The sequence below is a fragment of the Clostridium sp. BSD2780061688st1 H5 genome, from assembly GCF_005845155.1.
In the GTDB taxonomy this organism is placed as follows: domain Bacteria; phylum Bacillota; class Clostridia; order Lachnospirales; family Lachnospiraceae; genus Claveliimonas; species Claveliimonas intestinigallinarum.
Genome location: NZ_SPGT01000010.1, coordinates 45,131 through 60,276, shown reverse-complemented (window position 1 = coordinate 60,276; position 15,146 = coordinate 45,131). Strand labels below are relative to the sequence as shown.

Annotated in this window: 11 protein-coding genes; 10 read left to right on the top strand and 1 reads right to left on the bottom strand. The window is 55.5% G+C overall.

What is annotated here, in order from left to right; genetic code table 11:
- Positions 1-18: 18 nt before the first annotated feature.
- The 7 genes from FGQ86_RS08160 to FGQ86_RS08130 all read left to right on the top strand — a co-directional run bounded on the left by FGQ86_RS08160 (position 19) and on the right by FGQ86_RS08130 (position 7,835).
- Positions 19-1,170: a 1-deoxy-D-xylulose-5-phosphate reductoisomerase gene (locus FGQ86_RS08160; protein ID WP_138303436.1), complete on the top strand. Its 1,152-nt coding sequence runs from the start codon at positions 19-21 to the stop codon at positions 1,168-1,170.
- A 3-nt stretch (positions 1,171-1,173) separates the two neighbouring features.
- Complete coding sequence (rseP, locus tag FGQ86_RS08155; RefSeq protein ID WP_138303434.1) at positions 1,174-2,205, top strand: RIP metalloprotease RseP; 1,032 nt, start codon at positions 1,174-1,176, stop codon at positions 2,203-2,205.
- 241 nt (positions 2,206-2,446) lie between these two features.
- Positions 2,447-3,886, top strand: coding sequence for a carboxyl transferase domain-containing protein (locus tag FGQ86_RS08150; RefSeq protein WP_138303433.1), 1,440 nt, complete (start codon positions 2,447-2,449; stop codon positions 3,884-3,886).
- A 14-nt stretch (positions 3,887-3,900) separates the two neighbouring features.
- On the top strand, positions 3,901-4,725 hold the full coding sequence (locus FGQ86_RS08145; protein WP_138303432.1) for an OadG family transporter subunit: 825 nt from the start codon (positions 3,901-3,903) through the stop codon (positions 4,723-4,725).
- 27 nt (positions 4,726-4,752) lie between these two features.
- Positions 4,753-5,133, top strand: coding sequence for a biotin/lipoyl-containing protein (locus FGQ86_RS08140; RefSeq protein ID WP_138303430.1), 381 nt, complete (start codon positions 4,753-4,755; stop codon positions 5,131-5,133).
- Between the two features lie 62 nt (positions 5,134-5,195).
- Complete coding sequence (locus FGQ86_RS08135) at positions 5,196-6,347, top strand: sodium ion-translocating decarboxylase subunit beta (protein ID WP_033124417.1); 1,152 nt, start codon at positions 5,196-5,198, stop codon at positions 6,345-6,347.
- Between the two features lie 72 nt (positions 6,348-6,419).
- Positions 6,420-7,835 (top strand): oxaloacetate decarboxylase subunit alpha, encoded by a 1,416-nt coding sequence (locus tag FGQ86_RS08130; protein ID WP_033124416.1) that lies wholly within the window; start codon positions 6,420-6,422, stop codon positions 7,833-7,835.
- A gap of 96 nt (positions 7,836-7,931) precedes the next feature.
- Here FGQ86_RS08130 and FGQ86_RS08125 read toward each other — a convergent pair whose 3' ends face one another.
- A complete protein-coding gene (locus tag FGQ86_RS08125) occupies positions 7,932-9,170 on the bottom strand; it encodes a peptidoglycan-binding protein (RefSeq protein WP_033124415.1) in 1,239 nt (412 codons plus the stop codon).
- Positions 9,171-9,322: 152 nt separating this feature from the next.
- Between FGQ86_RS08125 and FGQ86_RS08120 the strand changes: the two genes are divergently transcribed.
- The 3 genes from FGQ86_RS08120 to carB all read left to right on the top strand — a co-directional run bounded on the left by FGQ86_RS08120 (position 9,323) and on the right by carB (position 15,071).
- On the top strand, positions 9,323-10,591 hold the full coding sequence (locus tag FGQ86_RS08120; RefSeq protein WP_033124414.1) for a transglutaminase domain-containing protein: 1,269 nt from the start codon (positions 9,323-9,325) through the stop codon (positions 10,589-10,591).
- A gap of 212 nt (positions 10,592-10,803) precedes the next feature.
- A complete protein-coding gene (locus FGQ86_RS08115) occupies positions 10,804-11,874 on the top strand; it encodes a carbamoyl phosphate synthase small subunit (protein WP_033124413.1) in 1,071 nt (356 codons plus the stop codon).
- On the top strand, positions 11,874-15,071 hold the full coding sequence (gene carB / locus FGQ86_RS08110; RefSeq protein WP_033124412.1) for a carbamoyl-phosphate synthase large subunit: 3,198 nt from the start codon (positions 11,874-11,876) through the stop codon (positions 15,069-15,071). Before FGQ86_RS08115 ends, carB begins: the two co-directional genes overlap by 1 nt.
- Positions 15,072-15,146: the final 75 nt, after the last annotated feature.

The following is a 15,146-nucleotide window of genomic DNA, read 5'->3' as shown; positions in this document are numbered from 1 at the left end:
GCGGGAAGGAGGAGAGAAATGAAAAAAATAGCTATACTGGGCTCCACAGGCTCCATCGGGACACAGACACTGGAGGTTGTGAGAGAAAACAAAGATATAGAAGTGACTGCCCTGGCGGCAGGAAGAAATATTGATCTCCTGGAGCGGCAGATCCGGGAGTTCTCTCCGCGGCTGGCGGCTGTCTGGGACGAGAAGCTGGCGGCGGAGCTGAAGGACCGTATCCGGGACCTGGACACACAGGTTGTATCCGGCATGGACGGCCTGATCCAGGTATCAACGGAGGAGAAGACGGATATACTTGTAACAGCCATTGTGGGCATGATCGGCATCCGGCCCACTATGGAGGCCATCCGGGCGGGGAAGGATATCGCCCTGGCCAATAAAGAAACGCTGGTGACAGCGGGGCATCTCATCATGCCTCTGGCAAAGGAGAGAGGCGTGTCCATCCTGCCGGTGGACAGCGAGCACAGCGCGATCTTCCAGTCCCTCCAGGGAGGGCAGGCAGGAGCTCTGAAGAAGATCCTTCTGACCGCCTCCGGCGGGCCCTTCCGGGGGAAAAAACGGGAGGAGCTTAAAAACGTACAGGTGGAGGACGCCTTGAAGCACCCCAACTGGGAGATGGGGAGAAAAATCACGATCGACTCCTCCACTATGGTGAACAAGGGGCTGGAGGTGATCGAGGCGAAGTGGCTCTTTGGCGTGGACGTGGACCAGATCCAGGTTGTGGTACAGCCCCAGAGCGTGGTCCACTCCATGGTGGAGTACGACGACGGAGCTGTCATCGCCCAGCTGGGGACGCCGGATATGAAGCTGCCCATCCAGTACGCCCTCTACTACCCGCAGAGGAGGTATCTGCCGGGGGAGAGGCTGGATTTCTGGAGGATCGGAAAGCTGGACTTTGAGAGGCCGGACACAGAGACCTTCCGGGCCCTGGCCCTGGCCTACCAGGCGGGCCGGGCCGGCGGCAGCCTCCCCACTGTGTTTAACGCGGCCAACGAGATGGCTGTGGCGAAATTCCTGGACCGGCAGATCGGCTACCTGGAGATCACGGATCTGATCGGGGAGTGCATGGAGAGGCATGTGAACATTCCCTCCCCCTCCCTGGACGAGATACTGGACACAGAGGCGGGCGTCTATGAGTATATAAACAGCAGACTTGGCAGGAGGTAACATTTGGGTATCATCATTGCAATCTTAATCTTCAGCTTTATCATCTTTTTCCACGAGCTGGGGCATTTTACCCTGGCGAAGCTGAACCATATCGACGTGCAGGAGTTCTCCGTCGGAATGGGGCCGGCTATCTTTACGAAGGAGTACCACGGCACCCTGTACGCGGTGCGCATCCTGCCCATCGGCGGGTACTGCGCCATGGGCGAGGACGAGGAGGCGACGGACTCCCCCGCCAATTTCAACAACAAGTCCGTGTGGGCCAGGATCTCCGTCATAGCGGCAGGGCCTGTGTTCAACTTCATCCTGGCTCTCATCTGCGCCGCCGTCCTTGTGGGAGCGTCGGGCTACGACGAGCCGGTGGCGGGAGAGGTGGAGGCAGACTATCCGGCTGCCCAGGCAGGGCTTGAGGCCGGAGACCGGATCGTGGAGATGAACGGGAAACATATCCATCTCTTCAAGGAGATCCAGGTGTACAACCAGTTTCACCAGGGGGAGGACGTGGAGCTTACCTATGAGAGGGACGGGAAGGAGCACACTGTCACCATCACCCCGAAGCTTGACGAGGATCTGCAGTACTACAGGCTGGGCATCAGCAGCAGCGGCTACACGGCGGCAGGGCCCCTGACGGCTGTCCAGTACGGGGCCTACGAGGTGAAATACTGGATTGACACCACTCTTCTGAGCCTGAAGATGCTTGTGACAGGGCAGATCGGTATTGACCAGCTCTCCGGGCCGGTGGGCATCGTGGACGTGGTGGATGACACCTACCAGGAGGCCAAGAGCTACGGAGCGGCCACGGTGGCTGTCAATATGCTGAATATCGCGATCCTGATCTCCGCCAACCTGGGGGTTATGAACCTTCTGCCCCTGCCCGCCCTGGACGGAGGACGGCTGGTCTTTCTCATTATTGAGGCGGTACGGCGCAAGCGGATCCCGCCGGAGAAGGAAGGGTATGTCCATTTTGCCGGGATCGTGCTTCTGATGGCGTTGATGGTGGTAGTCATGTTTAACGACATACAGAGGGTGTTCTTTTAGAATATGCTTCCAAAAACGGAGAGCAGCTCTTTGCTTTGAAAAGCAGAGGGCTGTTTTTTTTGCTTTTTCCGACAAAGACTACCATTGCCAAATTTTTAACAGAAATACGAAAAACAGTTGAATTAAGATGAGAAAAAATATATAATATAATAGGCAGAAAATTTGGTTGACTTTTTGCAATTATCAATAATCTGCATGAGAAAACCTGATTTAAATAATAATGAAAATGGAGGGCTAGGTTATGAGCAACATGGCAACAGAAAATGCAGCAAGCCGGAGAATTACTTCTCTTCTTGATGCAGGCAGCTTTGTTGAAATCGGCGGCGGCGTGACTGCCAGAGCAACTGATTTTAACATGCAGGAAACAAAAACTCCGGGAGACGGCGTCATTACCGGATACGGGCTGATCGACGGCAATCTTGTCTACGTCTACAGCCAGGATGCATCCGTACTGGGTGGATCCATGGGTGAGATGCACGCGAAGAAGATCGTGTCTGTCTACGACATGGCGATGAAGATGGGAGCGCCCGTGATCGGGCTTGTGGACTGCGCGGGAATCCGTCTGCAGGAGGCCACAGACGCGCTGGACGCGTTTGGACAGCTTTATCTGAAGCAGACGATGGCTTCTGGCGTTGTTCCCCAGATCACGGCAGTCTTCGGAAGCTGTGGCGGCGGACTGGCCGCTCTTGCCGCACTGACAGACTTTACATTTATGGAGGAGAAAAATGCGAAGCTGTTCGTGAATTCTCCCAACGCAATCCCGGGCAACACAGCCCAGAAGTGCGACACAGCCTCCCCGAAATTCCAGAGTGAGTCTGCGGGACTTGTAGACAAAGTGGGGACAGAGGAGGAGATCCTCTCCGATATCCGCTCACTGGTCTGCATGCTGCCCTGCAATAACGAGGAGGATGCATCCTACGACGAGTGTACAGATGACCTGAACCGTCTGTGCGCGGATATTGAGAACGCGGCGGAGGATACAGCCATTGCCCTGGCCCAGATCTCAGACAACGGCGTAGTCTTCGAGGTGAAGAAGGATTACGCGAAGGATATGGTTACAGCCTTTATCCGTCTCAATGGCATGACAGTGGGAGCTGTGGCAAACCGCTCCAAGGTCTACAACGAGGACGCAGAGGTAGTGGCGGAATTTGACGGATCCCTGTCCACAGCGGGAGCCCGCAAGGCATCTCAGTTCGTGAAGTTCTGTGACGCCTTCAACATTCCGGTCCTGACGCTGACCAATGTGACAGGCTTTGACGCCTCCAAGTGCGCAGAGAGAAACCTGGCCCGTGAGACAGCCAAGCTGATCTACGCCTTTGCCGACGCTACTGTCCCGAAGGTGAACGTGATCATTGGAAAAGCCTACGGAAGCGCCTATGTGGCCATGAACAGCAAATCCATCGGCGCGGATATAGTCTACGCATGGCCGAACGCCGAGATCGGTATGATGGACGCAAATCTGGCGGCAAAGATCATGTACCCGGATGCAGACAGGGCAGCGCAGACGGAGAAGGCGGCTGACTACCGCACACTCCAGTCCAGCCCGGCTTCCGCGGCAGGACGCGGGTATGTGGACGCTGTCATCAGCCCGGCAGAGACGCGCAAATACATTATCGGAGCATTTGAGATGCTCTTTACAAAGAGAGAGGATCGTCCTGCAAAGAAACATGGAACAGTTTAGTGAGGTGAGACGAATTGAAGAAGAAAATTAGCTTATTATTATGCACACTTACAGTTGTGTTTGCCCTGGCCGGGTGCAGCGGCAAAGACTCTGGAGTGGAGTATGACCAGGCCACCATCGAGGAGGCCACCGAGTTCCTCATCAGCTACTGCTCCACCGCGGACGACACGACGATCGAGCAGTGGAACAGCCTCTCTGACGAGCAGCTGGATATCCAGATGGCGCAGTCAGGCTATCCCTTCACAGGGGACAGCTTCCTTAGCTCTATGGACGCCTGGCAGGCAGGTGTGGATGAGTGCGGAGCCTATGAGGGACACGGCGATTTCACATACGACGCCTCCCAGACACAGCTCTCTGTGACAACCACAGCCCAGTTCGCGGACAGGGAGGCCAACCTTGAGGTCATCTATAAGGCGGATGTGCGGGGCAACCTGCATCTGGACAGCCTTACAGTCAGCGGGATCTATTCCATGGGCGAGGTCCTGAGCAAGGCGGGATTGAACACGCTGCTCGGCATGGGAACCGTGTTCTGTGTACTGATTATTATCTGCGTGATCATCTCCCTGCTGAAATATATACCGAAGCTGCAGGAGGCATTTTCCAGGAAGAACACAGCAGCTCCGGCCCCGGAGATCTCCACAGCACAGGCATCTGAGGCTCCGGCCCAGAGCGCACCGGATCAGCCGGCCCCGGAGACCCAGGCGGAGGCTGAGGACGTGACAGACGACAGCGAGCTGGCGGCAGTTATCGCGGCAGCTATCGCGGCATCAGAGGAAGTACCGGCAGACGGCTTTATCGTGAGAAGCATCAGACGTCGGAAATCAAATAAATGGATTTAAGCATAACCGGATCAGGAGGATATAAAAATGAAAAATTACACAATCACAGTAAATGGAAATGTATATGATGTAACGGTTGAGGAGAAGGCGGCAGGAGCAGCGCCCGCAGCGGCACCGGCACCGAAGGCACCGGCAGCGCCCGCACCGAAGGCACCCGCGGCAGCGCCCGCACCGGCCCCGGCAGCAGGAGCAGGCTCCATCCAGGTGAAGGCAGGAGCAGCCGGAAAGGTATTTAAGATCGAGGCGAATGTAGGCCAGGCCGTAAAGCGCGGCGATGCGGTTGTCATCATTGAGGCTATGAAAATGGAAATCCCCATCGTGGCACCGGAGGACGGAACAGTTGCCAGCATTGATGTGGCTGTGGGCGATGCCGTAGAGGCAGGCGCGGTACTGGCTACACTGAACTAAACAGGGCAGCGGCCCCGCTGCATCTGCTGGGAAACTTTTGAAACACGACTGGAGGTTAAAAAATGGATTATATATTAACGACATTGGGAAACCTCGTGCAGCAGACGGCCTTCCTCAACCTTACATGGGGAAACCTGGTCATGATCGCTGTTGCATGCTTTTTCCTGTATCTTGCAATAAAACATGGATTTGAACCTCTGCTGCTTGTACCCATCGCCTTCGGTATGCTGCTTGTCAATATCTATCCGGATATCATGCTGCATGCGGAGGACGCGGCCAACGGCACAGGAGGTCTTCTCTATTATTTCTATGTACTGGACGAGTGGTCCATCCTTCCGTCACTGATCTTCCTCGGTGTAGGAGCCATGACGGACTTCGGACCGCTGATCGCCAACCCCACCAGCTTCCTGATGGGCGCGGCAGCGCAGTTCGGTATTTTCACCGCTTACCTTGGCGCTATGGCCATGGGATTTTCGGACAAGGCGGCTGCGGCTATCGCCATCATCGGCGGAGCGGATGGCCCCACATCCATCTTCCTTGCCGGAAAGCTGCAGCAGACAGCGATCCTGGGGCCTATCGCCGTGGCGGCTTACTCCTACATGGCGCTGGTTCCCATTATCCAGCCGCCGGTTATGAAGCTTTTGACCACGGATAAGGAGAGGAAGATCAAGATGGAGCAGCTCCGGCCCGTATCCAAGCTGGAGAGGATCCTCTTCCCCATTATCGTTACCATCGTGGTATGTATGATCCTTCCCACCACAGCACCCCTTGTAGGTATGCTTATGCTGGGCAACCTGTTCCGTGAGTGCGGCGTGGTAAGGCAGCTGACAGAGACGGCATCCAACGCTCTGATGTACATCGTAGTTATCCTGCTGGGCACATCCGTCGGCGCCACCACAAGCGCGGAGGCGTTCCTCAACCTGGATACGCTGAAGATCGTAGCCCTCGGACTTGTGGCCTTCATATTCGGTACGGCCGGAGGCGTGGTGCTCGGAAAGATCATGTGCGTGGTGTCCGGAGGAAAGATCAACCCGCTGATCGGATCAGCCGGCGTGTCTGCCGTGCCTATGGCGGCCAGGGTATCCCAGAAGGTGGGCGCGGAATATGATCCCACGAACTTCCTTCTGATGCATGCCATGGGACCGAACGTGGCCGGAGTTATCGGTACGGCGGTCGTGGCCGGAACCTTTATGGCTATCTTCGGAGTGATGTAAAAGCCGGCTTCTCCGGCCTGGGAAGACGGCCGGAGCCGGTCATTTGAATAGATTATAATGGAGGAAGAAATAATGGCAGAAATTCAGAAAAAACCAGTGAAAATAACAGAAACCATTCTGCGTGACGCACATCAGTCTCTGATCGCCACCCGTATGACGACAGAGCAGATGCTGCCTATCATCGACAAGATGGACCAGGTGGGCTACCACTCCGTAGAGTGCTGGGGCGGAGCTACCTTTGACGCGTCCCTTCGTTTCCTGAAGGAAGATCCGTGGGACCGCCTCAGAAAATTCCGGGACGGCTTTAAGAATACAAAGCTGCAGATGCTCTTCAGAGGACAGAATATCCTTGGCTACCGTCCCTACGCAGACGACGTTGTTGAGTATTTTGTTCAGAAATCAGTCGCAAACGGAATTGACATCATCCGTATCTTTGACTGTATGAATGACCTCCGCAATCTCCAGACCGCAGTCAAGGCTGCCAACAAGGAAAAAGCGGACGCCCAGGTGGCTCTTTCCTACACCATCGGCGACGCTTACACCCTGGACTACTGGATCGACATTGCGAAGAGGATCGAGGATATGGGCGCAAACTCCATCTGTATCAAGGACATGGCAGGACTTCTTCTGCCCTACAAGGCTACAGAGCTGATCTCCGCTATGAAGGAGGCAGTTGACCTCCCGATCCAGCTCCACACCCACTATACATCCGGTGTGGCTTCCATGACATATCTGAAGGCTGTTGAGGCGGGCGTGGATGTCATTGACACAGCCATCTCCCCGTTCGCGCTGGGAACCTCCCAGCCGGCCACAGAGGTTATGGTGGAGACCTTCAAGGGCACACCCTACGACACAGGACTGGATCAGAAGCTTCTGGCAGAGATCGCGGATTACTTCCGCCCGATCAGGGACGAGGCTCTGGACAGCGGTCTTCTCAATCCGAAGAACCTTGGCGTTAACATCAAGACACTCCTCTACCAGGTACCCGGAGGCATGCTCTCCAACCTGACATCCCAGCTGAAAGAGCAGGGAGCTGAGGACAAATACTACGAGGTTCTGGAGGAAGTGCCGAGAGTCCGCAAGGATCTGGGTGAGCCGCCCCTCGTTACACCGTCCTCTCAGATCGTGGGAACACAGGCCGTGTTCAACGTGCTGATGGGCGAGCGCTACAAGATGGCCACAAAGGAGACAAAGGATGTCTTAAGCGGAAAGTACGGAGCTACCGTAAAGCCCTTCAATCCGGATGTGGTTAAGAAGGTGCTGGGCGATAATCCCGAGATCATCACATGCCGTCCGGCGGACCTGATCCCGGATGAGCTGGACACTCTCAGAAAAGAGTGTGAGCAGTGGATCCAGCAGGATGAGGACGTGCTGACATACGCACTCTTCCCGCAGGTTGCCGTGGACTTCTTCAAGTACCGGGAGGCACAGCAGACAAAGATCGACCCCACTGTGGCAGACACAGAGAGCGGAAGCTATCCGGTGTAAAACAGTATAAAAGAGATAAGACAGACCGCGGAACTTCCGCGGTCTGTTTCTTTTCCTCCCGGATAAGCGATGTTATATGCCATAAACGGTCTCTCTTCACGTCAGCTCCGCGATCCGGGAGACGCCCACATAGATTTCGGAAATCTTGTACCAGGTGGGATAGTCTGTGATCCCGGTCTGTGGAAGGCCGAAGACGCTCTGGAATTTCCTCACCGCCTCTGCCGTGGCAGGGCCGTAGATGCCGTCTGCACCCAGCTTCGGGAGGGCCGGATAGGCCCCGGCGATGACGTTCAGCTGCTCCTGCAGCTGGCGCACCTTGGCTCCCGAGGAGCCCTCCTCCAGATTGTAGCCCGGCCAGGAGGAGGGGATGCCGGAGATGGCCTCGGCTGTGTTGATGTACATGTCGTCCCCGTAGTAGTAGCGGAGGATCTCGATGGGCGTATAGCCCTGGTCCCCCAGGGACTTGGATCCCCACTGCGTCATCCAGTTCGGGCACTGGACCTGACGGCCGTCGCAGTACTGGGTCAGGATGGGCTGGCGCACATTGGGGCGTGAGAGATAATCTGCGAATAGCTCATCCACGATGACGGAGATGGTGTCGTACACATTTCTCTCGGGGATCCATTTGTGGTCAAAGGCCGTGGAGGAGGTGATGGTGAAATCATAGCCCTGGTTCCTGTACCATTCCGTGTACACCCGGTTCAGGGTGAAGGACATAATGGCCAGCACGTTGGCCCGGATGGTGTTGGCGGGCCAGGTGGCGTAGATTTCGCTGGAGGCCACGTTCTTGATGTAATCCTTGTATTTTACATAGTAATTCCGGGCTGTGCTGTCCCTGGGGCTGCCGTCGTGGACCACGATGTACTCCGGCACCACCACCCGGCTCAGAACGATCTCTCCGGTCTCATTTACCGGCTTGATTTCATCCTCCGGTATTTTGGGAGGATAGTTCCCGTAGAGAGTGTGGGCGGGGATCACAAAGCGCTCCTCCCGGCTGTCTGTGGAGTCGGAGGGGCGCATCCTTATGTTCTGGATGGCAGTCACATCTCCCAGGATCTCGGCCCCTGCTATGCTGATCGTCTCAAATCCCGGGGCGCTGGCAAGGATGGTGTACTCGGAGTAGGGCTGCTCATCGGAATCTACATCCAGGCTGTACTCCACGGGCGGCGCGTCCAGCTCCAGTGTCTCGGTCTGGCCGGAGCTGTCGGTGGAAGTCTCCTCCAGTATGTTGTCAGGGATGCCGGTGTAGGAGATGCGGATGTCGGCTCCGGAGACCGGATACCCGTTTATTTCTGAGGTGACGTTGATTTTCAGTTTTCCTATGGAAGAAGGCATAGTTAACCTCCCGGGCGCAATGTTTTGTCACTGTCAGTATATGAGGGAAAATTCAGATTGTGAAAAAACGAAAATTTTCATATACTATATTTGGATACGCAAAAAATGCCGGCCTGACCGGCTTATGAAAAATACAGCGGGAGTTCTGCCATATGAATAGAAGAAAAAAGAAAAGAGGATGGGGGCTGCTCTGCCTGCTCCTGGCGGCTGTGGCCGGGGCGGTTCTTTTTGGCTGCGGGGACAGCATTGCCGCCCTTTTAAGGGCGCGGCAGGGCAAAGTCATGGAGACGGCGGCCCTGGAGGAGCCGGCCCCGGAGGACGGCGGGCAGGCGCAGGCCGAAGAGGGAGAAACTGGAGAGGGAGAAGGCGGTGAGGCGTCCGGGGAAACTGCCGGGACAGAAAAATACTATTTTCAGCAGCTGAATGAGAAGGAGAAGGAGGTCTACGGGAAGATACGGGACGGACTTCTGGACTTTCAGGAGGAGATAGAGCTGGATGACGCATCCACAGAGGAGATCGACCGTCTGTACGGCCTGGTCATGAAGGACTATCCGGAACTATTCTGGTGCGACGGGGCCGGCAGCGTGGTGACAAGCAGCGCCTCCTTTGGCCTTTCCGGCAGCAGCGCCTCTCTGCGGCCGGAGTACAACTGCACGGAGGAGGAAAAGGAGGAGCGCCGGAGACAGATCGAGGAGGAGGCGGCTAGATGCCTGGCAGGGATAGACAGCCAGGCAGGAGATTATGAGAAAATCCTGTACGTGTACGAGTATGTGATCCGCGGCGTGGAGTACGACCTGACGGCGGAGGACAATCAGAATATTTACAGCGTGTTTGTTGGAAAGCGGTCTGTGTGCGCCGGCTACGCCAAGGCTGTGCAGTACCTGCTGGAGCGTCTGGGCGTGTTCTGCACCTATGTCAGCGGTACAGCCGTCTCCCAGTCAGGGGAAGGCGGCCATGCCTGGAACCTGGTTAGGTGCCAGGATCAGTACTGCTATGTGGACGCCACCTGGGGCGACCCGGTCTACCGGCAGGAGGAGAACCCGGAGATTGCCTACGACTACATGTGCTGCGACGACACACAGCTTTTTCAGACCCACACGCCGGACAGCGACCAGGAGCTCCCGGCCTGCAATACTATGGCTTACAATTACTATGTGGTGAACGGCATGTACTATGAAAACTATGATCCGGAGACCATCCTGCAGGCAATGAACCGGTCCATCGCGGCGGGGGAGGAACGAACCGTGCTGAAATTTTCCGGGCCTGAGGTCTACCGGCAGGCCCGGGAGGAGGTGCTGACAGACCTGGCTGACCGGGCGGCCAGAAACCTGGCGCACCTGTACGGTATCGGCACGGTGCGGTACTCCTACCGGGACGATGAAAGCCTTGACAAGATCACGATGTACTGGGAGTACGAATAAAATCTATTTTATCGGTTGAAAATTGTCCTAATTTGTAGTATAATCTATACAATTTGTGGAGACATGATTTGTCGCTGGGGGAGAAATGTTAAAAGGCAGTTGTGCTTGCACATACTGCCTTTTATTTCGCCCGGAAATATGGAGCGCGCTCTGGCAGGCAGAACAATCTTCGCATTTTACATGAAAACATTTTGAAGGGAAAAGGTGAATAAATGAAAGCGTTTCTTATTTTGGAAGACGGAACCGTCTTTACGGGAACCAGCATCGGATCCACGAAAGACATGATAAGTGAAATTGTATTTAATACCTCCATGACAGGCTACCTGGAGGTGCTGACTGACCCTTCTTACGCAGGACAGGCCGTAGTTATGACCTATCCATTGATTGGAAATTACGGAATTACACCGGACATGGAGTCAAAGAAAGCATGGCCGGACGGTTACATCGTAAGAGAATTATCGAGGATGCCCAGCAACTTCCGCTGTGAGGGAACCATCCAGGACTTCTTAAAGGAGCAGGATATCCCGGGAATTGCAGGGATCGACACCCGCGCCCTCACCAAGATCCTGAGGGAAAAGGGAACCATGAACGGAATGATCACCACCAACGAGAATTATGACCTGGACGAAATCCTTCCGAAGCTCCACGCGTACACAGTGGGCGACGTAGTCTCCAAGGTCACATGCCAGGAGCCCTACGTTCTGGAGGGAAATGGACCGAAGGTGGCCCTGATGGATTTCGGCGCGAAGAACAACATCGCAAAATCTCTGAATAAGAGAGGCTGCCAGGTGACCATCTACCCGGCGGACACGACTGCTGAGGAGATCATCGCCTCCAGGCCGGACGGCATCATGCTCTCCAACGGCCCGGGAGACCCGGAGACCTGTACGGAGATCATCGCTCAGATCAAAAAGCTCTACGAGACAGACATTCCCATCTTTGCCATCTGCCTGGGACATCAGCTCATGGCCCTGGCAAACGGAGCAAAGACATACAAGCTGAAATACGGACACAGGGGAGGCAACCATCCGGTGAAGGATCTGACCAACAACCGGGTATACATCTCTTCCCAGAACCACGGATACGCAGTGGACGCCTCCACTATTGACCCGGCCATCGCGAAGGAGGCCTTTGTCAATGTCAATGACGGCACGAACGAGGGACTTTCCTATATCGGAAAGAACATTTTTACCGTGCAGTTCCATCCGGAGGCATGCCCGGGACCACAGGACTCAGGGTATCTGTTTGACAGGTTTATGGATATGATGAAAGGAGCAAACTAATGCCTAGAAATAAAGATATTAAAAAAGTACTGGTTATCGGTTCCGGTCCGATCGTCATCGGTCAGGCGGCAGAATTTGACTATGCGGGAACACAGGCATGCCGTTCCCTGAAGGAGGAGGGACTGGAGGTTGTCCTTCTCAATTCCAACCCTGCCACCATCATGACGGACAAGGATATCGCGGACCGCGTCTACATTGAGCCTCTGACAGTGGAAGTGGTAGAGCAGCTCATCCTGAAGGAGAAGCCGGACAGCGTCCTTCCCACCCTGGGCGGACAGGCGGCCCTGAACCTGGCCATGGAGCTGGAGGAGAACGGCTTCCTGAAGAGGAACAACGTGCGCCTCATCGGAACCACCTCCGAGACCATTAAGAAGGCGGAGGACCGTCTGGAGTTCAAGACTACCATGGAGAAGATCGGCGAGCCAGTGGCTGCCTCTCTCGTGGTGGAAAATGTGGAGGACGGTATCAAGTTCGCGGAGAAGATTGGCTACCCGGTTGTCTTGCGCCCTGCCTACACGCTGGGCGGCAGCGGCGGCGGTATCGCCCACGACAGGGAGCAGCTTGTGGAGATCCTGGAGAACGGCCTGCGTCTCTCCCGCGTGGGGCAGGTGCTTGTAGAGCGCTGCATCGCGGGATGGAAAGAGATCGAGTACGAGGTAATGCGGGATAGCAACGGCAACTGCATTACTGTATGTAATATGGAAAATATCGACCCGGTAGGCGTGCACACAGGAGACAGTATCGTCGTGGCGCCCTCCCAGACGCTGGGGGACAAGGAGTACCAGATGCTCCGTACCTCCGCCCTGAACATCATCAGCGAGCTGAACATTACCGGAGGCTGCAACGTGCAGTACGCCCTGAAACCGGACAGCTTTGAGTACTGCGTTATCGAGGTAAATCCCCGTGTGAGCCGTTCTTCCGCCCTGGCCTCCAAGGCCACAGGCTACCCCATCGCCAAGGTGGCGGCCAAGATTGCTCTTGGCTACACACTGGACGAGATCAAGAACGCGGTCACACAGAAGACATATGCAAGCTTCGAGCCAATGCTTGACTACTGCGTTGTAAAGATGCCCAGATTGCCATTTGACAAATTTATCAGCGCCAAGAGAACGCTGACTACACAGATGAAGGCCACAGGAGAGGTCATGAGCATCTGTGACAACTTTGAGGGAGCCCTCATGAAGGCCATCCGCTCTCTGGAGCAGCATGTGGACAGCCTTATGTCCTACGACTTCACAGCCCTCACAAGAGAGGAGATCCTGGAGAAGCTGGAGATCGTGGATGACCGCCGCATCTGGATGATCGCGGAGGCACTGAGAAAGGGCATCTCCTACGACGAGATCTACAGCATCACAAAGATCGATAAATGGTTCATCGACAAGATCGCCCGTCTGGTGGAGATGGAGCAGACGCTGAAGACAAAGCCCCTGTCCGCCGAGATCTTAAAAGAGGCAAAGAGGATGGAGTTCCCGGACAACGTGATCGCGGATCTGACCGGCAACACGGAGAGGCAGATCCATGACATGCGCCACGAGTACGGCATCACTGCCTCCTACAAGATGGTTGATACCTGCGCGGCTGAGTTTGCGGCAGCCACACCTTACTATTACTCTGTATACGGAAGTGAAAATGAGGTGGAGGAGACAAGCGGCCGCAAGAAGGTTCTTGTCCTTGGCTCCGGCCCCATCCGCATCGGACAGGGTATTGAGTTTGACTTCTGCTCTGTGCACTGTACATGGGCCTTCTCCAAGGAGGGATATGAGACCATCATCGTGAACAACAACCCGGAGACGGTAAGTACAGATTTTGACATTGCGGACAAGCTGTATTTTGAGCCCCTTACACCGGAGGATGTGGAGAGCATCGTGGATTTGGAGAAGCCGGACGGCGCTGTCGTGCAGTTCGGAGGCCAGACAGCTATCAAGCTGACCGAGTCTCTCATGAAGATGGGCGTGCCCATCCTGGGAACATCCGCGGAGGACGTGGACGCGGCAGAGGACAGGGAGCTCTTTGACGAGATCCTGGAGAAATGCGGTATTCCCCGTCCCACAGGAGGAACGGTCTTTACAGCCGAGGAGGCAAAAGAGGTGGCGAACCGTCTGGGCTATCCTGTGCTTGTGCGCCCCTCCTACGTGCTGGGCGGACAGGGCATGCAGATTGCCATTAACGACCATGATATAGATGAATTTATCGGTATTATCAACCGGATCGCCCAGGATCACCCCATCCTGGTAGATAAGTACCTGCAGGGCAAGGAGATCGAGGTGGATGCTGTCTGCGACGGCGAGGACATCCTGATCCCGGGTATCATGGAGCACATTGAGAGAGCGGGTATCCACTCCGGAGACAGTATCTCCGTCTACCCGGCCCAGAGCATTTCCGAGAAGACAAAGAAGACCATTGAGGAGTATACAAAGAAGCTGGCTCAGTCTCTCCACGTGATCGGACTGATCAACATCCAGTTCATCGTGTGCGGAGAGGACGTGTACGTTATCGAGGTCAACCCCAGATCCAGCCGTACCGTTCCCTACATCAGCAAGGTGACAGGCATCCCCATCGTGCCGCTGGCCACAAAGGTGATCATCGGACACAAGCTGAAGGATCTGGGCTACACGCCGGGACTGCAAAAAGAGGCGGACTACTTTGCCATCAAGATGCCGGTGTTCTCCTTTGAGAAGATCCGGGGCGCGGACATCAGTCTTGGACCTGAGATGAAGTCCACAGGCGAGTGCCTTGGCATTGCCAAGACCTTTGACGAGGCCCTCTACAAGGCCTTCCTGGGAGCTGGCATCAAGCTGCCGAAGCACAAGAACATGATCATCACCGTCCGGGATGAGGACAAGCCGGAGGCTGTGGAGATCGGCCGCCGCTTTGAGAAGATCGGCTACAAGATTTTCGCCACAAGGAGCACAGCCGAGGCCCTGCAGGCCGGCGGCGTGAAGGCGGTTCCTGTGAACAAGATCGAGCAGGAGTCACCCAACCTTATGGACCTGATCCTGGGACACAAGATCGACCTGATCATCGACACACCGCCCCAGGGAGCGGACAGGGCCAGGGATGGCTTTGTGATCCGCAGGAACGCCATCGAGACCGGCGTCAACGTGCTGACAGCCATCGACACGGCAGAGGCTCTCATCACCAGTCTGGAGAATACAGATATCAAGAAGCTGACCCTTATCGACATCGCAAAGATCTAAGGCGAAAGAGATAAGAAAGGAAGAAATAAAAACGGACAGGAAGCCCTTTCCTGTCTGTTTTTTTGTGGTACAATG

What these genes read in the sequence shown, in the direction of transcription:
- FGQ86_RS08160 (WP_138303436.1), top strand. Translation starts at nt 19, where the DNA reads ATGAAAAAAATAGCTATACTGGGCTCCACAGGCTCCATCGGGACACAG.
- FGQ86_RS08150 (WP_138303433.1), top strand. Translation starts at nt 2,447, where the DNA reads ATGAGCAACATGGCAACAGAAAATGCAGCAAGCCGGAGAATTACTTCT.
- FGQ86_RS08140 (WP_138303430.1), top strand. Translation starts at nt 4,753, where the DNA reads ATGAAAAATTACACAATCACAGTAAATGGAAATGTATATGATGTAACG.
- FGQ86_RS08135 (WP_033124417.1), top strand. Translation starts at nt 5,196, where the DNA reads ATGGATTATATATTAACGACATTGGGAAACCTCGTGCAGCAGACGGCC.
- FGQ86_RS08130 (WP_033124416.1), top strand. Translation starts at nt 6,420, where the DNA reads ATGGCAGAAATTCAGAAAAAACCAGTGAAAATAACAGAAACCATTCTG.
- FGQ86_RS08125 (WP_033124415.1), bottom strand. Translation starts at nt 9,170, where the DNA reads ATGCCTTCTTCCATAGGAAAACTGAAAATCAACGTCACCTCAGAAATA.
- FGQ86_RS08120 (WP_033124414.1), top strand. Translation starts at nt 9,323, where the DNA reads ATGAATAGAAGAAAAAAGAAAAGAGGATGGGGGCTGCTCTGCCTGCTC.
- FGQ86_RS08115 (WP_033124413.1), top strand. Translation starts at nt 10,804, where the DNA reads ATGAAAGCGTTTCTTATTTTGGAAGACGGAACCGTCTTTACGGGAACC.
- carB (WP_033124412.1), top strand. Translation starts at nt 11,874, where the DNA reads ATGCCTAGAAATAAAGATATTAAAAAAGTACTGGTTATCGGTTCCGGT.